Raw genomic sequence first — 22,663 nt, forward strand, 5'->3', positions numbered from 1 at the left:
AAGGGCGACACATGCCGTCGCCCATTTCCCTGCTTTAGTGGGACTCACCCTGCGGGGTGAATCGCAGCTCAATCAGCGCGATGGCTTTCTGGATCGCACGAAGCGTGACCGGGTCAGCGGCAGCAGGATGGCTGGCGAAATCGATGTTTTTCAGCTGCGTAGACATCTTCTCGCGCACTTCAACCGGCGCAATCACGTCCAGAACATCAAGAATTTGTTTGATCACCAGCTGACAGGCGACAACGTCAGAGACCAGTTCCTGATCGGCGCTCAGGTTTTGTGACATGGGGGTTTTCTCCTTATTTAAAGGCCGCCATAGTATCAAAACACGCCCCCTGACATCTTCCCTTCGTCGCCTGCAGGCACAAAAAAACCCGCCGAAGCAGGTTTTTTTATCAGAACATGGCGCCCGGCGGCACGTCTTTGAACGTGCGGCAGTAATTGGCCCACATGCTTTTCAGGATTTTGCGCAGTTTCACGATGGTGCTCCATTAACTTGTTATACAACTTTATCGTCAACGTGCTTATAATATGACCATTATCACAAAAATCAACATTTTTGTGATGCACATCACATTTCTATCAGGGCATGGTCTGAAAGCGCTGACCTTTGACCCGTTGCGAAGAGTGAGGGCAGATTGTCCGGCTATTCCAGGCATTGCAGTGGGCATCTGCGGGTACGATAACGTATTTCCATCCACTCAGAGCGAACCATGAAAAGAGTCATTGTAGCCGGCACAATCCTGCTGCTCGCGGGGTGTAGTATCAACCGCCAGGCTGAAGTCAGCAGCCTCGACGCGCCGAACGGCATCGTCCGCCTCGACTACGGCCAGGCAGCGCTGCAAAATGCGTATTCCGATGAGTATGTAAATAACGGCACGGCGGCAAAAGCGTGTCAGAGTATGGGGTATGCCACAGCCTCAGCCTATGGTCAGCCCATTAAAACCTGCACCCTGACGAGCGGCTCTTTGTGCCTGAACGAGAGCGTGACTATCCAGTATAAATGTATGGGCTACGCCGTTAACCCTAAGTCAAATAATCCGTGGTATTAATCGAAGCTGCCAGCGCGTGCTGGCGGTTTATTTTATTACGAACAAAAACAATTCTCATTATTAGGTTATAAAAATCGCCAATGCGTTTTATTCCCATTCGTATTTTAAATAAATAAAATAAAAATTTTACGTTTTGCAAATAATTAAATAACAAATTATAGTGTCGCTCATTGTGAACCAGAAATAATAATCCGGAGCGTCACCATGCTGAAAACTGAAATGATCGACAAGCTCAACGCACAAATGAATCTTGAGCTTTTTTCATCCCTGCTCTACCAGCAGATGAGCGCGTGGTGCAGCTATCACAGCTTCGAAGGCGCGGCTGCGTTTCTGCGTCGTCACGCTCAGGAAGAGATGACCCACATGCAGCGTCTGTTTGATTATCTGACGGATACGGGCAGCCTGCCGCGCATTGAAACCGTGACGTCACCGTTTGCCGAGTATAATTCTCTCGATGAACTGTTCCGCGCCACCTACGAGCACGAGCAGCTGATCACGCAGAAAATTAACGAACTGGTTCATGCCGCGATGACCAGCCAGGATTATCCAACCTTTAATTTCCTTCAGTGGTACGTCGCTGAACAACACGAAGAAGAGAAGCTGTTTAAATCCGTGCTGGATAAATTATCTCTGGTGGGGAAATCCGGCGAAGGTCTTTACTTTATTGATAAAGAACTTTCCACTCTCGATACGCAGAATTAATTTCAGCGCGGTGCCGGTTTCCGGCACCGCGTTAATTGACCTTCCCTCCCCCGCATCTAAATACCCATTTTATTCCCCGTACGCCCTGTTTACGTCACGCCTGACCGTCGCCCCACGTCGTCGAATTGCCGGCAGCGCAATACGTAAACCTTTCATTACACCCCTTGTAACGGTGGTTTGACGAATTACCCCTTTTGCCTTACTCTGCGCCGCAGATTTATTCGCGGTTAAGCATCGTTGTAGAGGAAAGCGTGAAAAACAGAACCCTGGGAAGTATTTTTATCGTCGCCGGAACGACGATTGGCGCAGGAATGCTGGCAATGCCCCTGGCAGCCGCGGGCGTGGGATTTAGCATGACCCTGCTGCTGCTGGGCACGCTCTGGGCGCTGATGTGCTACACCGCCCTGCTGCTGCTTGAGGTTTACCAGCACGTGCCCGCCGACACCGGTCTGGGTTCGCTTGCGGCACGCTATCTGGGACGCTACGGCCAGTGGATAACCGGCTTTAGCATGATGTTCCTGATGTACGCCCTGACCGCCGCCTATATCAGCGGCGCCGGGGAACTTATCGCCTCCAGCGTCAACGACTGGTTTGGCTCTGACATTACCCCGGCGACGGGGGCTATCTTCTTTGCGCTCATCGGCGGCGGCGTGGTCTGCGTGGGGACATCGCTGGTCGATCTGTTTAACCGCTTTCTGTTCAGCGCCAAAATTCTCTTCCTGATTATCATGCTGGTGCTGCTGGCGCCGCACGTGCACAAGGTCAACCTGCTGACGCTGCCGCTGGAAAAAGGGCTGGCGCTTTCCGCGATCCCGGTCATTTTCACCTCGTTTGGCTTCCACGGCAGCGTGCCGAGCATCGTCAGCTATATGAACGGCGATATCCGCAAGCTGCGTCGCGTCTTTGTAATCGGCAGCGCGATCCCGCTGATCGCCTATATTTTCTGGCAGCTGGTGACGCTGGGCAGCATTGACTCCTCAACCTTTATTGGGCTGATGGCGCAACACGCTGGCCTGAACGGTTTTTTGCTGGCGCTGCGCGAAGTCGTCACCTCCCCGCACGTGGAGCTGGCGGTACACCTGTTTGCCGACCTGGCGCTGGCAACCTCGTTCCTGGGCGTGGCGCTCGGCCTGTTTGATTACCTGGCCGACCTGTTCCAGCGTCGCAATACCGCGGCTGGACGGTTGCAGACGGGGGCCATCACCTTCCTGCCGCCGCTCGCTTTTGCGCTGTTTTACCCACGCGGGTTTGTAATGGCGCTGGGCTATGCGGGGGTGGCGCTCTCTATCCTGGCCCTGCTGCTCCCTTCCCTGCTGGCGTGGAAAAGCCGCCAGCAGCATCCTCAGCAAGGATATCGCGTGGCGGGCGGAAAACCGCTGCTGTGCGTTGTGTTTGGCTGTGGGGTGGTGATTATTCTGGTGCAGGTGTTGATTGCAGCCGGGATGCTGCCGGAAGTGGGTTAAATAAAAAAAAGGGGCTATCATCAGCCCCTTTTTTTATCAGTGCAAACAGCAGCTCTTAAACTTCTTCCCGCTGCCGCAAGGACACGGATCGTTACGACCAACCTTCGTGCCGTTCACCGTCGGCTTCTTCACTTCCGGCTGCTGCGGGTTGTTAACCCAGTATTGATATAAACGCAGTGCCGCAGGCTGGATGCTTTCGATGCTGGCGATATACTCCTCTTCGGACAGTTCATCCAGCTTTTCGCTGTTCTCTTCCGTCCCGTGCAGCGCAATCACCTCAAGATCGGCCTTCAGGGCTTCCGGCAAGGCTGACCAGTCCGTCAGCGCCACGCCGCGCATATAGCCATAGCACCACTCTTCCACCACGGTATAGCTCTCACCGTCAACGTCGTTGTAACCGAACATCGGTTCAAACTGATCCGGATACTCGCTCAGGCGCTCGGCAATATCGTTCATATGCTTAAAGCAGAGATCGATAAAACGGTTCATCTCACGATCGTTTTTCCAGCGCGGAATGTACTTCTCGCCACCCCACACCGCCACCAGCCAGGCATCTGGCTCAACGACAACAGGACCGGAAAGCACTGCGGTAAGCATGCCGTCCAGTTCGGACACGTCAATCACGGACGCGTCATCATGGCCGTAAGACATTAACGTCTCTTCAAGCCACGCCATTTCGCTTTCATTCAATGGGCCTTCAGTCATCGCTGACACTCCTGCAAAAAAGGAAACGATCCTAACACATCTCTCACGCCTCTCCGGGCTGAAGTTTAGGTCTTTATTGCTGCAAAAACGTGCAAATCGTGACCGTTGCACAACTTATGGGCTTTATTGTTAACGATATGTGATCTCCGCTGTAATTTCTTCTCCTTCCGCAAGGCGGCATAACGCGGCGCTCTATACTCAAACATGTCGCATGCCCGTCAATGGGTTAACCATTCTGGCAACGTTTTTGCTTAACGTTCTTCGCGCGATCCTGCGCAGGGAAATCTCGCCGTAATATGCAGGATGCCGTCTGTATCTTGTTCGTTTAGTGCATTTTGTTCTTGCTCGTGTTTCGGATTGGCTGCGCCGTCGGGCGTTCGGGTTTACGCCGTGGTGCAAAAACCTCTTTGCTAAGGAACATAATAATGTCGCTGAAATTTATCAGAACTCCCCTTTCTCTCGTGTTGGCCGGTTGCCTGGTGACGGCGTTTTCCGCCCGGGCAGATATTGTGATTGGCGTGGCCGGGCCGTTCACCGGTCCGAATGCCACCTATGGCGATCAGTACTGGCACGGCGCAACGCAGGCCGCTGAAGACATCAATGCCGCAGGCGGCATTAACGGCGAGAAGATCAAACTGGTTCAGGGAGATGACGCCTGTGAGCCCAAGCAGGCCGTGGCCGTTGCCAACCGTTTAGTTGACCAGGATAAAGTCAACGCCGTGGTCGGCCATTTCTGCTCCTCTTCCACCATGCCCGCCTCCGAGGTGTATAGCGACGCAGGCATTATTGCGATTACCCCCGGCTCAACTAACCCGCTGATCACCGAGCGCGGCATGAGCGACATGTTCCGCATGTGCGGCCGCGATGACCAGCAGGGTCAGGTGGCCAGCGACTTCATCATCGACAAGCTGAAAGCCAAGCGCGTGGTGATTATTCACGATAAAGACACCTATGGTCAGGGTCTGGCTGACGCCACCAAAGCGGCGCTGGCGAAACGCGGGGTTCAGGATGTGATGTATGAGGGGTTATCCCGCGGTGAAAAAGACTTTAACGCGCTGGTGACGAAGATCGGCGCGCAGAAACCGGACGTCGTGTTCTTCGGCGGCTGTCACCCGGAAGCCGGTCCGCTGGTTCGCCAGATGCGCGAACAGGGCGTGCAGGCGAAATTCTTCTCCGGCGACTGTATTGTCAACGAAGAGATGGTGACCGCCGCGGGTGGCCCGCAGTACACCAACGGTATTTACATGACCTTCGGTAAAGATCCGCGCCTGATCCCGGACGGTAAAGCGGTTATCGAGAAATTCCGCGCCGGTAAATTTGAACCGGAAGGTTACACCCTTTACTCCTATGCCTCCGTCCAGGCCATTGCCGCGGCCTTCAAGGCGACCGGCGGCAAGGACTCCGCCAAAGCCAGCGAGTGGCTGAAAGCCAATTCCGTCGACACGGTGATGGGCAAAAAAGCCTGGGACAGTAAAGGCGATCTGAAAGTGTCTGACTACGTGGTTTATCAGTGGGACGACAAAGGAAAATATAAGGAAGTGCAGTAACGGGACGGAGTCACGCTCAACGTCGGCGGGGTTGCCCGTCGGCGCGTAATAAACATCAGGCTGTGCGGCTCGCGCAGCCTATAAAACGAGCGCGCTAAGATGAGTACATTCTTCCTGCAACAGTTAATCAATGGCTTAACGCTTGGCTCCGTCTATGGCCTGATCGCCATCGGCTACACCATGGTGTACGGCATTATCGGCATGATCAACTTCGCCCACGGCGAAGTGTATATGATTTCCGCCTATCTCTGCGCCATTGGCCTGGCGCTGCTCTCTTTCTTCGGTCTGCAGTCGTTTCCGCTGCTGATCCTCGGGACGCTGGTATTCACCATCGTGGTGACCGGCGTGTACGGCTGGACTATCGAGCGTATCGCCTACAAGCCGCTGCGCAACTCCACGCGTCTGGCGCCGCTGATCTCCGCCATCGGGATGTCGCTCATCCTGCAAAACTACGCGCAGCTGAGCCAGGGTCCGCGCCAGCAGGGGGTGCCGACCATGCTGGACGGCGTTATTCGCCTGCATCTGGGTGACGGGTTCGTGCAGATAACCTACACCAAGGTGTTTATTCTGATCGCCTCGTTTGCCGGCATGCTGGTGCTCACCTGGATAATCAACCATACCCGGCTGGGCCGGATGTGCCGCGCGGTGCAGCAGGATCGTAAGATGGCCTCTATTCTGGGCATTAACACCGACCGGATTATTTCGCTGGTCTTTGTCATCGGCGCGGCGATGGCCGGTCTGGCAGGCGTGCTGATCACCATGAATTACGGCACCTTCGATTTCTACGTTGGGTTCGTGATCGGCATTAAAGCCTTTACTGCGGCGGTACTCGGCGGCATCGGCTCCCTCCCCGGCGCCATGCTCGGTGGCCTTATCCTCGGCGTGGCGGAGGCCCAGTTCTCGGGCATGGTGAACTCGGACTATAAAGACGTCTTCTCGTTCGGCCTGCTGGTCATGATCCTGATTTTCCGCCCCCAGGGCCTGCTTGGGCGTCCGATTGTGGCTAAGGTGTGAGGGAGAGAATGATGACATCACACGGTTTTTCACTTAAACGCTGCATGCTGGACGCGATTTTTTCCGGGCTGATTGCGCTGATTATCTTCGGCCCCATAGCCGGCGTGGTGCTGGACGGGTACAGCTTTAACTTCGCAGGGCAGCGGCTGGCCTGGATGGTTGGCATCGTCATGCTCGGGCGTTTTCTGCTGAGCGCCTTTTTAGGTACGGCTGCGGGCGCCCGTTTCCAGGCGCGCTTCGAAGCCGATAGCGCGGGCGTATATGTCCGGCCACCGGAATACAAAAGCCGCATGCGCTGGATTATTCCTCTGGTGATAACCCTTGCGATTTGCTTTCCGTTTGTCGCCACGAAATATGTGCTGACCGTCGCCATTCTCGGGCTGATCTACGTGCTTCTCGGCCTGGGTCTGAATATCGTCGTGGGTCTGGCCGGTCTGCTGGATCTGGGATATGTCGCGTTCTACGCGATTGGGGCGTACGGTCTGGCGCTGGGATACCAGTATCTCGGCTTAGGCTTCTGGAGCATGCTGCCGCTGGCGGCAATCATGGCCGCCGCCGCAGGCGCTCTGCTCGGTTTCCCGGTACTGCGCATGCACGGTGACTATCTCGCCATCGTCACCCTCGGGTTCGGGGAGATTATTCGCCTGATACTGAACAACTGGCTGACCTTCACCGGCGGCCCAAACGGCGTGTCGGCCCCTCCCCCCACCTTTTTCGGCCTGGAATTTGGGCGACGCGCGAAAGAAGGCGGCGTGCCCTTTCACGAATTTTTCCACCTGACCTACAACCCGAACATGAAGTTTATTTTTATCTACGCGGTGCTGTTCCTGGTGGTGATGCTGGTGCTCTATATCAAGCACCGCCTGACGCGGATGCCGATTGGTCGGGCGTGGGAAGCCCTGCGAGAAGACGAAATTGCCTGCCGCTCAATGGGGTTGAATCATGTTCTGGTTAAGCTGTCTGCCTTTACGCTGGGCGCGTCCACCGCGGGCATTGCCGGGGTGTTCTTCGCCACCTATCAGGGGTTCGTGAATCCCACCTCCTTTACCTTCTTTGAATCGGCGCTGATCCTCGCCATTGTGGTGCTGGGCGGTATGGGCTCTACGCTAGGCGTGGTGCTGGCCGCCTTTGTGCTCACGGTCACGCCGGAGCTGCTGCGCAGTTTTGCCGAGTACCGCGTCCTGCTGTTTGGCATGCTCATGGTGGTGATGATGATCTGGCGTCCACGCGGTTTGATCCGCATTAACCGCAGCGGGTTTGCCGTGCGTAAGGGCGTCGCGCCATGAACGGAACGATATTACGCGTTGAACATCTGATGATGCACTTCGGCGGGATTAAGGCGCTAAACGACGTCAACCTGGACGTGCAGCGCGGATCAATTACCGCCCTGATTGGGCCAAACGGGGCGGGAAAAACTACCGTGTTTAACTGCCTGACGGGCTTCTACAGAGCCTCCGGCGGCAACATTTTATTTAATACCCGCAATAAAACGACCAACGTCATTCAGGTCCTCGGACAAAAATTCCAGCCGGGCGACTGGATCAACCCCGCGCAGTTCGGGCAGCGTCTGTTCTACAAAATGTTTGGCGGAACGCATCTGGTCAACCGCGCAGGGCTGGCGCGCACGTTTCAAAATATCCGTCTTTTTCGCGAGATGTCGGTCGTGGAAAACCTGCTGGTCGCGCAGCATATGCGCGTTAACCGCAATCTGCTCGCCGGGATCTTAAATACGCCGGCATACCGGCGGGCGGAAAGCGACGCCCTGGACAGGGCCTTCTACTGGCTGGAAGTGGTGGATCTTGTGGACTGCGCCAATCGCCTCGCTGGAGAGATGTCGTACGGCCAGCAGCGGCGTCTGGAAATCGCACGAGCAATGTGCACCGGGCCGGAAATGATCTGTCTGGATGAACCTGCCGCCGGGCTGAACCCGGTTGAAACGCATAAGTTGAGCAGCATTATTCGCTTTCTGCGGGATCATCATGACATCACGGTATTACTGATTGAGCATGATATGGGGATGGTGATGGAGATTTCGGACGACATTATCGTGCTCGACCACGGCGATGTTATTGCCAGAGGAAAACCCGAACAGATCCAGCATGATGAAAAGGTCATTGCCGCCTACCTGGGTACGGACGAAAGCGAGGTCACCCTATGAGCGAACCGCTGCTGGCCTTTCGCGAGGTGGATGTATTTTACGGCGTCATTCAGGCGCTGAAGCAGGTTTCCCTCGAGGTCAATAAAGGGGAAACCGTGGCGCTGATTGGCGCAAACGGCGCGGGTAAATCGACACTGCTGATGTCCATCTTTGGCCAGCCCCGCATCCGCAACGGGCAGATCCTTTTCGGTGGTGAAGATATCAGCCATAAATCCACCCACTACGTCGCCTCCGGCGGCATTGCGCAGGCGCCGGAAGGCAGACGAATCTTCCCGGATATGACCGTTGAAGAAAACCTGCTGATGGGCACCATCCCCATCGGCAGCCAGTTTGCCGCTGAGGATATGCAAACCATGTTCGACCTCTTCCCTCGCCTTAAGGAGCGACGCAAGCAGCGCGCGATGACCATGTCCGGCGGGGAACAGCAGATGCTGGCGATTGCCCGGGCGCTGATGAGCCGTCCGAAGCTGCTGCTGCTGGATGAACCGAGCCTCGGTCTGGCGCCGATAGTGGTGAAACAGATCTTCCAGACGCTGCGCGAGCTGGCCCGCAACGGCATGACCATCTTTCTGGTGGAGCAGAATGCGCACCACGCGCTGAAGCTTTCCGATCGCGGGTATGTGATGGTTAACGGACAGATCCGGCTGAGCGGCAGCGGCGAGGAGTTGCTGGGGAATCAGGAGGTGAGGAAGGCTTATTTGGGCGGGGTGTGATTTGATATAAATGTATCGTAAAAATCATTTTTCACATGAATAACAATGAGTTATTAACATAGGATAATGTATATCTTTGCATTATGAGCGCATCCACTGGAAGCATAGCGACGAAAACATACTCTTTTCCAGATAGCAATCCCCAAAAGGAAACCTTTTCCGCCGGGAAGAGTACTCTATCGTCAACCGCACGCCAGGAGAATGGAATACAGGACTTAACGATTGGTATAAAATTATAGGAAGCAGTTCAGATCGTAATCTTTAGTATGCTCTTTTTCGGGAAGTTGAACGAATTGGTGATTATTCGTTTATTGGTAAGGTCGAGCGTGGACCATTTCGCCTGCACTTTGCAGTGTCATAACGGAAACAGAGACTGATTAAATTCTATAGTTTCTTTATCCGACTATATGATCCTCTGGGGGACGCACGTTAAATCGCCACCACTCATGGTTACAGCCCTGCTGAGTCTGGTTGGCACAATCTTAATGAGTAAAATTTAGTGATCTGCATCGATATGATTGATGTTATACGTTAAGTATGGATGACGAGTTTTATAAAAACGTCTATTATCCATCATATTAATTTTGCCATGAACGGCGCTTTGGAATGATGGTTAAGAAATGAGCTATAAAAAATTCAGGCTCGATATAAACTGTTTGAGAGCCTTTGCAGTGCTAAGTGTTGTGCTGTATCACTTCGGCGTGCCCTACGTATCAGGTGGTTTTATAGGAGTCGATGTCTTCTTTGTGATCTCAGGTTTTCTTATGACTGGAATCGTTCTTGAACGAGTAGACCACAAAGGCGTGCTAGATTTTTATATTGCAAGATTCCTGAGAATTGTACCTGCTCTGGTATTTGTAATTCTCGTGCTAATGATTTTAGGTTTGTTTATTTTAAGCACGAGCGAATATGAAATACTTAGCAAAAACGCAACGGCATCATTACTGTTTTATTCAAACAAATATTATGCCGCTCATTCAAGTTACTTTGACACATCCTCAGAAAGTAATTTTCTCCTTCACACATGGTCTTTGTCTGTCGAGTGGCAATTTTATCTTCTTTTCCCCATTATTGTCATCCTCATTAAAAAAGTCAGGCTTCCATTAATACCTTCACTTGTCTTTTTATGGGTAGTATCATTTATTACAATGATCTTACTATCAAAACATAATCAAACAGATGTTTTTTATTCGTTTTCAACACGTGCGTGGGAGATGATATCTGGTGGGTTTGTCTATGCGCACAGTGCGTCAAAAACACAAGCTAAAAAAAGACCAGCACTAGCCTATTTTGGAATAACATTAATAATAATTTCGATATTCGCTCTGTACAGCAAAGACTTGTGGCCTAGTGCGTATACATTATTACCAGTACTTGGCGCTGCCATATTCATAATGGCTAACAATCAGGAATCGAAATTTATAAAAAATGGAACACTCCAGTTCATAGGTAAAATATCATATTCGTGGTATCTATGGCATTGACCTGTGATAGTTTTAATGCGATATTATAATTTGAGCTTCAATATAGTTAATATTTTGCTCGGTGTTTCTGCATCATTATGTTTTGCATTAATATCATTTTACCTTATAGAGATTCCATTTAAAAATAGAAGTAAAATCCGTGCTAATTTTATCTTGAGCTTATCCTTAGTAACAGCATGCCTGTTTGTTTCTTTTAACCATGGTATGAGCTTTAGATTTAATGGTGATATGAAAGATATCGTGAATTATAGATTCAATAACAAAAACTGGCGCCCTGGCACATGCTTCCTTAATCCTGACCAGGATTATAAGCAATTTGATAAATGTCCTGACAAAATGACTAGAAATTCAGTTGTTGTTTGGGGTGACTCTCATGCAGCTCATCTCATGCCAGGACTTCATACCAATTATGAGGGCGTTAATTTTACACAAAGAACGTCGAGTCTTTGTGGTCCTCTACTTGGCGCAGAAAACAGTCAAAGGCCATTTTGTAAGAACATAAACACGAATGTTTTGAACGAAATAATCAGCACCAAACCAAGGCTTGTAGTTTTGTCAGCATTTTGGTCTCAGTATCCATTTGAAAAATATTTAGCTGACACACTAAAAATATTACATGAATCAGGCATTCGCACTATTGTGATTGGTCCATTCCCTTTCTGGCAGGAGCCCCTGCCGAAGGAGATTGAGAAAAATGGCCTTAACACACAAAGAACGCTTCCTGTTGAGCTTCTGGAAAGTAACAAACATCTTTTTGAAAATGAAATGAAGCTCAAGGAAATTATTACTCAAAGTGGCAACACTACGTATATTTCCGCATTAAATACATTGTGCAACCATGCCACATGCAAAGCGACAGTGGGGGATTCTCCTGTGAAGCCAATACAATGGGATAATGCACATCTGACGGATTCAGGCTCAGTGTGGTTTATAAATAAAATCAAGAATGAACTAAATTAAATAATACTAAGGCCATCAATTGATGGCCTTTTTCATTTGTATGCTTCGAGCCGTTAACATACTTCACCACATCTCGGTAAATGGTCCTGTAAGTAACTTTGCCCTCTGTGCTGGCCGCTGGTGCTTTTCGCTCACTGGTGGCGATGACTTTCTCAACCTTTTTGTTCTTCACTGCATGCTAGCTGTTTACCTTTTCGAGACGTTCGACCAGTTCATAACAGCCGTTCTTCTGGCCTTTAGTCAGCCGGCAGTCGCGACCAGCGTCAGATACGTCGGTTCCAGCGTGGGTATTCAAGAGCTGCTGTAAAAGTAGTGATGGCATTGTCGTGCAAACAAAGCCTGTTGTTTTGTGGGTTCATCCTCATGCATCTCCCTTGTAAGGAGATCGTATCGAGGAATGAGAGTAAGCGCGCAAGTCGATCGGAATCACGCCCATGAATCACGACCATATTGAGAAGGTCGATAAGGTAAACAACAAGTGCTAAGATGTTCGTCGGCGGCAAAACATATGTAACGTATCTCAACTTCACAACACGTATGATGAGATAAACTTTTTAACTAAAACATTTAATATCACAATGAATAGCAAAATACTTTCTATACATCATTTGCGCGGAATAGCAGGTCTCTTTGTCGTATTTTTTCACTTTAGAGGGTATCTCAATGGCGTATACTCCCAAAAGGACCTAGGCTTGATTTTATTCAACTCAGGCTCTTTCGGAGTAGATCTATTTTTTATGATTAGCGGCTTTATCATCGCTCTGTCGACCCGCAACTCCGCATCAAAAACGATATTTGCAGTAAGACGTTTTTTTAGAATCTACCCAGCCTTTATTGTTGTATTTACTATCGGTGCTCTAACTGTTTATAGATTCGATCCAGCAGAAAATCTATTAAGAGGTCTGTTTTTTATTCATCGGGATTATGCTACCAACTCCCCTGGGTTCGGATATAACGTTCTCGGCCCCGCATGGACACTTACTTATGAAATTTATTTCTACTCTATATTTGTTGCCGCGATGGCAATCAGCCACAAATATAGAACCGCTTTAGCATCCGCATGCATAATAGCTCCAATATTTCTATTGCAACTTTACTATAACGGTGGCATATCCATAAGTGGAACAAGTTCTGCGGATGTTCCACTTGACCACCCTGCTTTTGGTTTACTGAGGTTCGTATCCTCTCCTATAATTTTAGAGTTTGTTGTAGGTATGATTTTCTATGAGTTATATCGGAGCGCATCCTTTAAAATTAGTAATAGCACTGCAACTTTTACGTTACTAGCTACAATAGGTTTTTTTACAACCTATTATTTCAGTGGAAATTTAAATGGTTTCGGATTAGATAAAGCTGGAATTATGTCATCAGTACTTCTATTCGGTTTTTTATTCTATGATAAATTTGTTGGTTTCAAAGAAAACAAAACACTCTCATTCCTTGGTGACATTTCATTTTCTATATACATATCGCATTATTATTTCATAAATTTAATGAATTTTTACAAGCCTGATTTTTACATTCATACAACAGGGCTAGGCAGGTTTTTTATGATGACCACTATCACTATGCTAGCTGGGACATTACTTCATTTCTATGTTGAAAAACCCTTTATTTCAATTGGAAAAAATATAGAAAAGGCAATCAATAAATGGTACCCCACAAGTAAGAGTGTTGCTTGATATTAACCCGCCATTCGGCGGGTTTTATCCCCTCTGCAAGGGTTAACAGCCAGCCTCTGAACGAGCTACTGCACGCCGGGCCCGCATATAATCTTACTGCATTTAAGCTGTCGCGACGTGTCACGCTACAGTTTGACCGCCATAGCGTTTCTGATAAAACAATTTGGCCTGCGCGGATATACGTTCGTGGTCAGCGTGTTTTGGGTCCGTGTACTCCGGGGATTTTATCAGATCGCGGATGGTATGCTGCTCTTCGAAATTTACATCACCGCCAGAAGGTGCATCTCCCTGCATTTCAGCACCGATTTTTGCTAACATTCGGCTAGCCCTGGAGAGAAACAAGCAATTCCGGCCACAATAACTCGCGACAAATAGCAATTTATGACAGGAAAGAAAAAGTAGTACCAGTTGTGGGAGAGCATAAAAACTGATTAGGTATGCGTTCACGGAAATATCATTTTCGCACGCATCCCATGGAAGGCAAATTTCAGGCACAAAAAAACCACCTTTCGGTGGTTTCACGACACTGCTTATTGCTTTGATTATTCTTTGTTTCCCATGGTAGCCGGAGTGGGACTTGAACCCACACAGCGCGAACGCCGAGGGATTTTAAATCCCTTGTGTCTACCGATTCCACCATCCGGCCAGGGAAGAAAGTGGAGGCGCGTTCCGGAGTCGAACCGGACTAGACGGATTTGCAATCCGCTACATAACCGCTTTGCTAACGCGCCGTAAAACTTTTCAAACTGACACTCGCTATTGCGCATGTCTTTAATCTGGAGCGGGAAACGAGACTCGAACTCGCGACCCCGACCTTGGCAAGGTCGTGCTCTACCAACTGAGCTATTCCCGCATGTCATCAAGTAAACGTCTAACCACTTGATTTCACTATCGTCCGACTTGCTGTGCCGCCGTTCGATGCGTTGCATTCTACTGATATGACGTTATGAGTCAACGTTATTTTTTGCATCCCCGGATCGTTTGCTGAAAATTACGGCGAAACGATCACTGATCAAGCAAATCCCCGCGCGCAGCGTTCAAATATTGCAGCATAGACCACAGCGTCAGCACTGCCGCCACCCACAGCAGACCAATTCCCGCCCACTCAACCCAGGCGTTTGGACGCCAGAGCATCCAGACCAGCGCTGCCATCTGCGCGGTCGTTTTGACTTTACCAATCCACGAGACCGCCACGCTGCTGCGTTTCCCCAGCTCCGCCATCCACTCGCGCAGCGCGGAGATGATAATCTCACGGCCGATCATAGTTGCCGCAGGCAGCGTCACCCACCAGGTGTGATAGTGCTCGGCAACCAGTACCATCGCAATAGCAACCATCACTTTGTCTGCCACCGGATCGAGGAAGGCACCGAAACGGGTGCTTTGATTCCAGCGACGCGCCAGATAGCCATCAAACCAGTCGGTAACCGCCGCGATCAGAAAGAGCAATGCGCAGGCAAAAGGTGCCCAGACGACCGGCAGGTAAAACGCCAGTACAAAGAACGGGATGAGTACAACACGAAAGAGAGTGAGCAACGTAGGGATATTATATTGCATAGTGACGGTAACTATTTGTTGTCAGTAAAATTTAGCTCTATGTTGCTACAGAGCCCTCAATGTTTCAACGAGTAGTAGATCTTTTCTGCCAGCCCTTGCGAAATACCCGGCACTTTTGCAATTTCCTCCACGCTGGCGTTGAGTAATCCTTGCAATCCGCCCATATATTTCAGCAGCATCTGACGACGTTTTGGTCCCACGCCTTCAATCGTTTCCAGGCTACTGGTATTTTTCACCTTCGCCCGTTTTTTGCGGTGACCGCTGATGGCATGATCGTGCGATTCATCGCGAATATGCTGGATGACGTGCAACGCTGGAGAGTCCGGCGGCAGGCTGAAGCCCTCACCTTCCGGCTCGAAGAACAATGTCTCCAGACCGGCCTTACGATCGGCCCCTTTTGCGACGCCCAGCAGCAGCGGATGGTTTTTATCCCAACTGACGTCAAGCGATTCAAATACGGCTTTCGCCTGGCCGAGCTGCCCTTTCCCACCGTCAATCAGGATCACATCCGGGATCTTGCTCTCTTCAATGGCTTTACCATAGCGACGACGCAGCACCTGGTTCATGGCCGCATAGTCATCGCCCGGGGTGATCCCGGTGATGTTATAGCGGCGATACTCCGCCCGCAGTGGGCCATTCGCATCAAACACCACGCAGGACGCTACCGTCTGTTCCCCCATCGTATGGCTGATGTCGAAGCACTCCATCCGTTTCACTTCCGGAAGCTTCAGCAGCGTCGCCAGAGCCGTTAAACGCTGGTGCACCGTCGACTGCTGCGACAGCTTAGTGGTGAGTGCCGTCGCCGCGTTGGTTCGCGCCAGCTTCAGATAACGGGCGCGATCGCCGCGCGGTTTGGTTTGAACATTGACCCGACGGCCCGCCAGTTCAGAGAGCGAATCGGCCAGCAGGGTTTTATCGTCAAGATTAAAATCGAGCAGGATCTCAGAAGGCAGCGTGCGCATCTGGCTCCCCTGCAGATAGAACTGGCCAACAAAGGTTTCCACCACTTCACCCAGTTCGGTACCGCCGGGCACTTTCGGGAAATAGCTGCGGCTGCCGAGTACTTTGCCCTGGCGAATAAACAGCACGTGCACGCAGGCCATCCCGGCGTCAAAAGCCACGCCGATGACGTCGAGATCGTCACCGGTATTCGAGACAAACTGTTTCTCAGTAACTCTGCGCACCGCCTGGATTTGGTCGCGGATCCGCGCGGCCTCTTCGAACTCGAGTGCGGCGCTGGCTTTTTCCATCCGCGCGATCAGCTGCGTTAAGACCTGATCGTCTTTTCCGGCCAGGAACAGGCGCACATAATCCACCTGCTGGGCATACTCTTCTTCACTCACCAGGCCAGCCACGCAGGGGCCCAGGCAGCGTCCAATCTGGTACTGCAGGCACGGGCGCGAGCGGTTGCGGTAAACGCTGTTCTCACACTGGCGGATCGGGAAGATTTTTTGCAGCAGCGCCAGCGTTTCACGCACGGCATAGCCGTTAGGGAACGGTCCGAAGTATTCGCCCCTGGCGTGTTTTGCACCGCGGTGCATGGCGAGGCGAGGATGGGTGTCGCCGCTCAGAAAAATAAACGGGTAGGATTTATCATCACGCAACAGGACGTTATAGCGCGGCTGATAGAGCTTTATATAGTTGTGCTCAAGCAGAAGCGCTTCTGTCTCTGTGTGCGTAACGGTGACATCAATATTCTGAATGAGTGAGACCAGCGCTTCGGTCTTACGGGAGGCCAGGTTGCTGCGAAAATAGCTGGAGAGGCGTTTTTTAAGATCTTTTGCCTTCCCTACGTAGATAACCGTACCGCCAGCGTCATACATGCGATAGACGCCAGGCTGGCTGGTTACGGTTTTCAGAAATGCTTTTGAATCGAACACATCACTCACTGACTTAACAACGTCTCCGCATTACACAAACCGTGCCGGATGGCCAGATGCGTCAGTTCGACGTCGCCATGAATGTTCAGTTTACTGAACATCCGGTAACGATAGCTGTTCACCGTTTTCGGGCTGAGATTCAGCTGTTCTGAGATCTCATTCACCTTCTGACCTTTGGTGATCATCAGCATAATCTGCAATTCACGCTCGGACAAACTCGCAAACGGTGATTCGGTTTTCTCGGGCTCGATCTGACTCAGCGCCATTTGCTGAGCGATGTCGGAAGCAATGTAGCGCTGTCCGGCAAAGACGGAACGGATTGCATTGACGACTTCCTGCGGCGCAGCCCCTTTACTCAGGTAGCCCGCCGCGCCTGCCTGCATCACTTTCGCAGGCAGTGGGTTTTCGGTATGCACGGTCAGCATGATGACTTTTGTATCAACAAAGGTACGCGCGATTTTGCGTGTTGCTTCAAGACCACCGATACCGGGCATGTTCATATCCATCAGTACCACATCGGCCGAATTTGTGCGGCACCATTTTACCGCATCTTCGCCACAGCACGCCTCACCGGCAACTTTAATACCTTTAATATCTTCAAGAATGCGTCGTATCCCTGCGCGCACCAGTTCGTGGTCATCAACAAGAAGGACGTTGATCAAAGGAAATGTCTCCAGAATAGGGATAACGCTACTGAGTGATAATTTGGTTTATATTAACGGTTTTCCTCACAAGATTAAAACGTTAAAAAACCGGCTATTCGATTTCGCTCTCGTTTTTGGAAATTAGGCTGTACAGTCCGTGGAAAGAGAGCCCTTGCATACAGGGCTTTTGCAGCTTTTTTTAAGCATCTGTATTCAAAAAGTTACAAAAAACCTGCAGGCATTCCCTGCAAAAAAACAGTTCTCAACTTTTTGTAACAATAATTAACGGCAAGCGAACCGGGCATAAACAATTAATAGCCTATAACAGCGGTTCAGTTTACCGGTACGTTCTGTTTACGCAATTAAACACCCGCGTAAAAGTACGAAAAACAACCACTGCATTTTTTGCGTTAGCTTGTGGTATACTCCGCCGCCTTGACTTTCGTCGTCGCGCTTTAGCGCCGTTAAATAATGAGGAAAATAAATGAGCACACCTGAATTTGCCACTGCGGAGAATAACCAGGAACTGGCACAGGAAGTAAACTGCCTGAAAGCGCTGCTGACGCTGATGCTGCAGGCGATGGGCCAGGCGGATGCCGGTCGTGTGATCATTAAAATGGAAAAACAAATCGCGGAGATGGAAGACCAGGCTGAATCTGCGGTATTTGCTAACACCGTTAAGCAAATCAAACAAGCCTACCGCCAGTAACAAAAAACGGCTGGATGCAGGGCATTCAGCCGTTCGCTCGTCTGTCACGCAGAACGTTTTATCCTTTCAGATCAGTCCTGTTGCCGCTGCGTAGCACGCAATCTGGGTCTTGTTAGGTGCGTTGAATTTCTTCTGCATATTTTTCTGATGGAAGTTAACGGTATTCTCGGAGATGGAGAGAATGATCGCTATTTCCGCAGACGTCTTCCCTTCCGCAGTCCATTTCAGAATTTCGCGTTCGCGTTTGCTGAATTTCATTTCGGGTGGCATGACCATCTCATCTTCAAAACGCATCAGAGAAGTTAAGGCCATTTGCACCAGCATTTGCAGCCGCAGTTCTATTTCCTCTCGGGCAAACGGTCCTTCCAGCACACTAGTACGGGAAACCGACAGAAAGCCAAGCGCGTGATTAGGCAGCATCAGGCACTGCGTTATTCCCGAACGTAAACCGTGGTCCTGCGCGCCATGCCATAATTCCTGCGCGTCAGCGAATAATGCGTCGGTCCAGGGTAAATGACCCTGAATGAAATTCTCCGGTTTTAAGACGGGATCAATAGCGAAATAGTTCGCGGATTGATAATGCGCCATCCACTGCTTTGGGTAAGTGGTATGCAGAGAGAGCTTAGGCCGGGTAAATGGCACGGGCTGACGCACGCAGAGCGAGTAGTAATCAAATTCAAGCGTCTGAGTTTGTCGCTGTAGTTCCTGATATACCTCGTCGGCACAGGTCAACTCCTGAAACCGGAGGAAGCAATCCCGTCGCCAGGTGAAAAAGTCTGAATCCTTCATACTTACTAAATGAAGCCTCTGAAAAGATAATCATTATTATGGTGAATATAACCTAACACATAAAACTTTTTTCTAACTACAAAATATCGGCAATAGCACAATTAACTTTACTATCGATACGGTTTATCCGGGCTGGATGGAATAAAAAAATACTGAACGACGCACAGGGGGAGAATAATTTGCTCCAGCCTAAATTTCTGGAGCAAATTAGTGCAAAAATGCTACTGCATCAGGAATTTTTCAAGGAACTGACGGGTTCGCGGCTGTTGAGGGTTTGCGAACAGGCTTTTCGCCGGCCCCTGCTCCACAATCCGTCCCTGATCCATAAAGATGGCTCTGTCAGCAACGTCGCGTGCAAAGCTCATCTCATGCGTTACGATCACCATCGTCCGTTTTTCCTGCGCCAGCTGGCGAATGGTGTTCAGCACCTCGCCCACCAGTTCCGGATCGAGCGCAGAGGTCGGTTCATCAAAAAGGATCACGTCAGGGCGCATAGCCAGCGCTCGCGCTATCGCCACGCGCTGCTGTTGCCCACCCGACAGGCGGCGCGGATAGCTGGTCTCTTTACCCGCCAGCCCGACTTTAGCGAGCAGTTCGCGCGCGCGCGCCGTTGCGTCCTCTTTCGACTCACCTTTTACAATGACCGGCCCTTCAATAATGTTCTCCAGCACCGTACGGTGCGGGAAGAGGTTGAAGTTCTGGAAAACGAAGCCGACATGCTGGCGCAGACGGCGAATCAACCCTTTCTGCTGGCTGATGGATTTTCCGGTATCAATCGTTATCTCTCCTACCCGAATGGTGCCGCCTTCCGGCTGTTCAAGCAGGTTAATACTGCGCAGCAGCGTCGTCTTTCCCGAACCGCTCGGTCCGATAATCGCCACGACTTCACCCTGCTCTACTTCAAGGTCGATCCCGTGGAGCACCGTTTGACCGTGGAATTTTTTCACCAGGTTTTTGACGTCGATAGCACTCATTTTGGATCACGCTCCTGGCGGTTAAGCTGGTTTTCGAAGTAGTTTTGCAGAGCAGACAGCACCGTCGCCATCACCCAGTAAATCAGCGAAGCGGCCAGATACATGGTAAAGACTTCAAGCGTGCGCGAGGTAATGAGCTGCGCCTGACGGAACAGCTCCGGCACCTGAATCGTTGCCGCCAGGGAAGTATCTTTCACCAGGCTGATGAAGCTGTTGCTCAGCGGTGGAAGCGCCACGCGCGCCGCCTGCGGCAGAATGGCCCGACGCAGCGTCTGCCATGGCGTCATCCCGATACTGGCCGCCGCTTCCCACTGCCCTTTGTCAATGGAGGAGATGGCCGCACGCAGGGTTTCTGAGGTGTACGCCGCGGTATTGAGCGACAAACCAATCATCGCTGCGGGGATCGGATCCAGCTCGATACCGAACTGCGGCAAGCCGTAGTAGATCATAAAGAGCTGGGCGATAAGCGGCGTACCGCGAAACACGGAGATATAAAATCGCGCCAGCCAGCGTACGGGCAGGATGGGTGACATGCGCATTAGTGCCAGCACAAATCCCAGCACCAGCCCGAAGAACATCCCGCCGATACTGAGCTGTAACGTAAATACCGCACCTTTCAGCAGATACGGCAGAGAATCAATAACCAGTTGAATACTTTCTTGCATTATTATTTTTCGACCTGATTTTTAGACATGAGGATGGTAGGCAAACAGCGCAGGCGCCCCGCCGGTATGGACAAATAAAATCGGCCCTTCATCCTTAAAGCGTTTCTGCGCAATGCCGTCAATCAGTCCGGCCATCGCTTTGCCGGTATACACCGGATCGAGCAGTATCCCCTCGAGGCGCGCCAGCAGCTTCACCGCTTCCATGCCCTCTTCGTTAGGCGTGCCGTAACCCGGCGCAAAATAGTCATCCCAGAGCAGAATATCGGCCTTTGCCTTCAGCTCCAGCTGCGCGGCGACCGCCTGCTGTAAGGTCACCACTTTTGGCTTCTGATCCGCGACGCTGCGGGACACCGTTACGCCAATCAGCTCGACGTCCGGCAGCAGTTGCTCCAGCCCTACCGCCAGCCCGGCATGCGTGCCCGCACTGCCGGACGCGACAACAACGGAGGACAGACTTACCGCACCCTCGCACTGCTGCGCGATTTCCAGCGCACTTTCCACATACCCCAGCGCGCCCAGCGCGTTTGAACCGCCGACGGGGATAACATAGGGACGGAAGCCCTGCGCTTCCAGACGCGTTGCCAGCTCATCGAGCTGGGCGGTTGGGTCGGTCAACGCATCCACCATTTCGACCTGCACATTAAACAGGTCCAGCAGCAGGCGATTACCGTTGGTCAGATAGTTTTCTGCCCGCGTGCCAATCGGGTTTTCCAGCAATGCCACGCAGTGGAGCCCGAGCTTTGCCGCCACTGCCGCCGTCTGACGGACGTGGTTGGACTGGATGGCCCCTGCGGTAATGAGCGTGTCCGCGCCTTCGCGCAGTGCATCAGCCGCCAGAAACTCCAGCTTGCGCAGCTTATTGCCCCCCATCGCCATCGGCGTCACGTCATCACGCTTAATAAAAATATCGCGCCCTAAATAATCAGAAAATCGCGGCAGGTACTCCAGCGGCGTCGGCGCGCCGATAAACTCCAGGCGGGGAAAGCGCGTTAAATTCTGTAGTGACATGGGTTCTCCGGTAACTCTGACAAAATGTGATATTTTTCATTATGCACGCAGACGCGAAAGAAATAAAAAAGGCGCTTTTAAAAGCGCCTTTTTTTACGTCAGAAACTTATTTCGTGACGTCTGCACCGAACCACTTCTCGGAGAGTGCTTTCAGGCTGCCGTCTTTTTGCATGTCTGCAATCGCGGAGTCGATCGCCTTAACCAGGTCTTCGTTGCCTTTACGAACGGCCACGCCTGATTCCTGACGAGAGAACGCATCACCCGCTACCGCCAGGGTGTTGTTGGTTTTCTTCACCAGATCCAGCGCTGCCAGGCGGTCAACCAGAATGGCGTCGATACGGCCCACGCGCAGATCCTGGTATTTCGTCGGGTCATCATCATAGGTACGGATGTCCACGCCCTGTACGTTCTGACGCAGCCACTCTTCGTAGTTGGTCCCCAGACCAACACCGACTTTCTTCCCTTTCAGGTCCGCGGCAGTTTTAATCCCGCCTTCGTTGCCTTTCTTCACCAGCGCCTGAATACCGGACACGGTGTACGGCGTAGAGAAGTCATATTTCTTCTTACGCTCGTCAGAAATGGTCACCTGATTAATCACCACATCAATACGTTTGGAATCCAGCGACGCCAGCATACCGTCCCATTTGGTCGGTTTCAGCGACGCTTTAACGCCGAGGTGCTTCGCCAGCTCTTCAGCAAACTCCACTTCAAAACCGGTCAGCTTACCGTCATCGCCCTGGAAGCTGAACGGAGGATAGGTTCCTTCCAGCCCGACCAGCAGCGTACCGCGCTCTTTTACTTTATTCAGCAGATTTTCTGCGGCGAACGTTTTCACGCTCATGCCCGCAACCAGCGCAACGGCCATAACACCCATCAGCGCCTGACGACCCAGAAGTGCAAATTTCATAAATACCCCGATATAGTGGAATTTTTACGTAGTGTAGAGAAATCGCCTGCAAC

The 22,663-nt window shown here is 51.3% G+C and carries 24 protein-coding genes and 3 tRNA genes; 12 read left to right on the forward strand and 15 right to left on the reverse strand.

Annotated features, from left to right (window positions below):
* Positions 1 to 34 precede the first annotated feature (34 nt).
* Both L370_RS01910 and azuC read right to left on the reverse strand, forming a co-directional pair.
* Positions 35 to 286, reverse strand: a complete 252-nt coding sequence (locus L370_RS01910) for a DUF2766 family protein (protein ID WP_008500405.1) — start codon at positions 284 to 286, stop codon at positions 35 to 37.
* A 109-nt stretch (positions 287 to 395) separates the two neighbouring features.
* A complete protein-coding gene (azuC, locus tag L370_RS23515; protein WP_014884364.1) occupies positions 396 to 479 on the reverse strand; it encodes a stress response protein AzuC in 84 nt (27 codons plus the stop codon).
* 234 nt (positions 480 to 713) lie between these two features.
* On the opposite strand from azuC, the gene yecR reads away from it, so the two are divergent.
* From yecR to tyrP, 3 genes are all read left to right on the forward strand, one after another.
* Positions 714 to 1,052 carry a YecR family lipoprotein gene (gene yecR / locus L370_RS01905; RefSeq protein WP_023336145.1) on the forward strand — a complete coding sequence of 113 codons (339 nt, stop codon included), beginning with the start codon at positions 714 to 716 and terminating at the stop codon, positions 1,050 to 1,052.
* A gap of 204 nt (positions 1,053 to 1,256) precedes the next feature.
* The gene (ftnA, locus tag L370_RS01900; RefSeq protein ID WP_023336146.1) at positions 1,257 to 1,754 is read left to right on the forward strand and encodes a non-heme ferritin; all 498 of its coding nucleotides are present in this window, start codon (positions 1,257 to 1,259) and stop codon (positions 1,752 to 1,754) included.
* 311 nt (positions 1,755 to 2,065) lie between these two features.
* Positions 2,066 to 3,217 carry a tyrosine transporter TyrP gene (gene tyrP / locus L370_RS01895; RefSeq protein WP_252043638.1) on the forward strand — a complete coding sequence of 384 codons (1,152 nt, stop codon included), beginning with the start codon at positions 2,066 to 2,068 and terminating at the stop codon, positions 3,215 to 3,217.
* A gap of 36 nt (positions 3,218 to 3,253) precedes the next feature.
* Here the strand turns inward: tyrP and L370_RS01890 are convergent, their stop codons facing one another.
* Positions 3,254 to 3,922 carry a YecA/YgfB family protein gene (locus tag L370_RS01890; RefSeq protein ID WP_023336148.1) on the reverse strand — a complete coding sequence of 223 codons (669 nt, stop codon included), beginning with the start codon at positions 3,920 to 3,922 and terminating at the stop codon, positions 3,254 to 3,256.
* Positions 3,923 to 4,347: 425 nt separating this feature from the next.
* On the opposite strand from L370_RS01890, the gene L370_RS01885 reads away from it, so the two are divergent.
* The 8 genes from L370_RS01885 to L370_RS01855 all read left to right on the forward strand — a co-directional run bounded on the left by L370_RS01885 (position 4,348) and on the right by L370_RS01855 (position 13,480).
* Entirely contained in the window at positions 4,348 to 5,469 is a 1,122-nt protein-coding gene (locus L370_RS01885; protein WP_023312277.1) for a branched-chain amino acid ABC transporter substrate-binding protein, read from the forward strand.
* Positions 5,470 to 5,568: 99 nt separating this feature from the next.
* Entirely contained in the window at positions 5,569 to 6,483 is a 915-nt protein-coding gene (locus L370_RS01880) for an ABC transporter permease subunit (RefSeq protein ID WP_023336149.1), read from the forward strand.
* Between the two features lie 11 nt (positions 6,484 to 6,494).
* On the forward strand, positions 6,495 to 7,769 hold the full coding sequence (livM, locus tag L370_RS01875) for a high-affinity branched-chain amino acid ABC transporter permease LivM (protein ID WP_032666630.1): 1,275 nt from the start codon (positions 6,495 to 6,497) through the stop codon (positions 7,767 to 7,769).
* Positions 7,766 to 8,641, forward strand: coding sequence for an ATP-binding cassette domain-containing protein (locus L370_RS01870; protein ID WP_023336151.1), 876 nt, complete (start codon positions 7,766 to 7,768; stop codon positions 8,639 to 8,641). The genes livM and L370_RS01870 overlap by 4 nt, the downstream gene beginning before the upstream one ends.
* The gene (locus L370_RS01865) at positions 8,638 to 9,354 is read left to right on the forward strand and encodes an ABC transporter ATP-binding protein (protein ID WP_023336152.1); all 717 of its coding nucleotides are present in this window, start codon (positions 8,638 to 8,640) and stop codon (positions 9,352 to 9,354) included. Before L370_RS01870 ends, L370_RS01865 begins: the two co-directional genes overlap by 4 nt.
* 620 nt (positions 9,355 to 9,974) lie before the next feature.
* Entirely contained in the window at positions 9,975 to 10,838 is an 864-nt protein-coding gene (locus L370_RS23740; RefSeq protein WP_255344024.1) for an acyltransferase family protein, read from the forward strand.
* A gap of 15 nt (positions 10,839 to 10,853) precedes the next feature.
* Positions 10,854 to 11,798, forward strand: coding sequence for an SGNH hydrolase domain-containing protein (locus L370_RS23745; protein ID WP_023336154.1), 945 nt, complete (start codon positions 10,854 to 10,856; stop codon positions 11,796 to 11,798).
* A 578-nt stretch (positions 11,799 to 12,376) separates the two neighbouring features.
* Entirely contained in the window at positions 12,377 to 13,480 is a 1,104-nt protein-coding gene (locus L370_RS01855) for an acyltransferase family protein (protein ID WP_023336156.1), read from the forward strand.
* Between the two features lie 120 nt (positions 13,481 to 13,600).
* Here the strand turns inward: L370_RS01855 and L370_RS01850 are convergent, their stop codons facing one another.
* The 7 genes from L370_RS01850 to uvrY all read right to left on the reverse strand — a co-directional run bounded on the left by L370_RS01850 (position 13,601) and on the right by uvrY (position 17,576).
* Complete coding sequence (locus L370_RS01850; protein ID WP_023336157.1) at positions 13,601 to 13,798, reverse strand: hypothetical protein; 198 nt, start codon at positions 13,796 to 13,798, stop codon at positions 13,601 to 13,603.
* A gap of 241 nt (positions 13,799 to 14,039) precedes the next feature.
* Positions 14,040 to 14,126 (reverse strand) — tRNA-Leu (locus L370_RS01845).
* 11 nt (positions 14,127 to 14,137) lie between these two features.
* Positions 14,138 to 14,211 (reverse strand) — tRNA-Cys (locus L370_RS01840).
* A gap of 46 nt (positions 14,212 to 14,257) precedes the next feature.
* Positions 14,258 to 14,333: transfer RNA gene (locus L370_RS01835), tRNA-Gly, on the reverse strand.
* Between the two features lie 152 nt (positions 14,334 to 14,485).
* Complete coding sequence (gene pgsA, locus L370_RS01830) at positions 14,486 to 15,034, reverse strand: CDP-diacylglycerol--glycerol-3-phosphate 3-phosphatidyltransferase (RefSeq protein ID WP_023336158.1); 549 nt, start codon at positions 15,032 to 15,034, stop codon at positions 14,486 to 14,488.
* Between the two features lie 56 nt (positions 15,035 to 15,090).
* The gene (uvrC, locus tag L370_RS01825) at positions 15,091 to 16,923 is read right to left on the reverse strand and encodes an excinuclease ABC subunit UvrC (RefSeq protein ID WP_023336159.1); all 1,833 of its coding nucleotides are present in this window, start codon (positions 16,921 to 16,923) and stop codon (positions 15,091 to 15,093) included.
* A complete protein-coding gene (uvrY, locus tag L370_RS01820; protein WP_013096026.1) occupies positions 16,920 to 17,576 on the reverse strand; it encodes a UvrY/SirA/GacA family response regulator transcription factor in 657 nt (218 codons plus the stop codon). Before uvrY ends, uvrC begins: the two co-directional genes overlap by 4 nt.
* 466 nt (positions 17,577 to 18,042) lie before the next feature.
* On the opposite strand from uvrY, the gene L370_RS01815 reads away from it, so the two are divergent.
* Complete coding sequence (locus L370_RS01815) at positions 18,043 to 18,267, forward strand: DUF2594 family protein (RefSeq protein WP_008500345.1); 225 nt, start codon at positions 18,043 to 18,045, stop codon at positions 18,265 to 18,267.
* Positions 18,268 to 18,333: 66 nt separating this feature from the next.
* Here the strand turns inward: L370_RS01815 and sdiA are convergent, their stop codons facing one another.
* The 5 genes from sdiA to tcyJ all read right to left on the reverse strand — a co-directional run bounded on the left by sdiA (position 18,334) and on the right by tcyJ (position 22,610).
* Positions 18,334 to 19,056, reverse strand: a complete 723-nt coding sequence (sdiA, locus tag L370_RS01810; protein WP_023336160.1) for a transcriptional regulator SdiA — start codon at positions 19,054 to 19,056, stop codon at positions 18,334 to 18,336.
* Between the two features lie 221 nt (positions 19,057 to 19,277).
* On the reverse strand, positions 19,278 to 20,030 hold the full coding sequence (gene tcyN / locus L370_RS01805; RefSeq protein WP_023336161.1) for an L-cystine ABC transporter ATP-binding protein TcyN: 753 nt from the start codon (positions 20,028 to 20,030) through the stop codon (positions 19,278 to 19,280).
* Positions 20,027 to 20,695 carry a cystine ABC transporter permease gene (gene tcyL / locus L370_RS01800; protein WP_014884380.1) on the reverse strand — a complete coding sequence of 223 codons (669 nt, stop codon included), beginning with the start codon at positions 20,693 to 20,695 and terminating at the stop codon, positions 20,027 to 20,029. The genes tcyN and tcyL overlap by 4 nt, the downstream gene beginning before the upstream one ends.
* Before the next feature lie 21 nt (positions 20,696 to 20,716).
* A complete protein-coding gene (gene dcyD / locus L370_RS01795; protein ID WP_023336162.1) occupies positions 20,717 to 21,703 on the reverse strand; it encodes a D-cysteine desulfhydrase in 987 nt (328 codons plus the stop codon).
* Positions 21,704 to 21,809: 106 nt separating this feature from the next.
* Positions 21,810 to 22,610 (reverse strand): cystine ABC transporter substrate-binding protein, encoded by an 801-nt coding sequence (gene tcyJ, locus L370_RS01790; RefSeq protein ID WP_023336163.1) that lies wholly within the window; start codon positions 22,608 to 22,610, stop codon positions 21,810 to 21,812.
* Positions 22,611 to 22,663: the final 53 nt, after the last annotated feature.

Source organism: Enterobacter sp. MGH 24, from assembly GCF_000493015.1.
In the GTDB taxonomy this organism is placed as follows: Bacteria; Pseudomonadota; Gammaproteobacteria; order Enterobacterales; family Enterobacteriaceae; genus Enterobacter.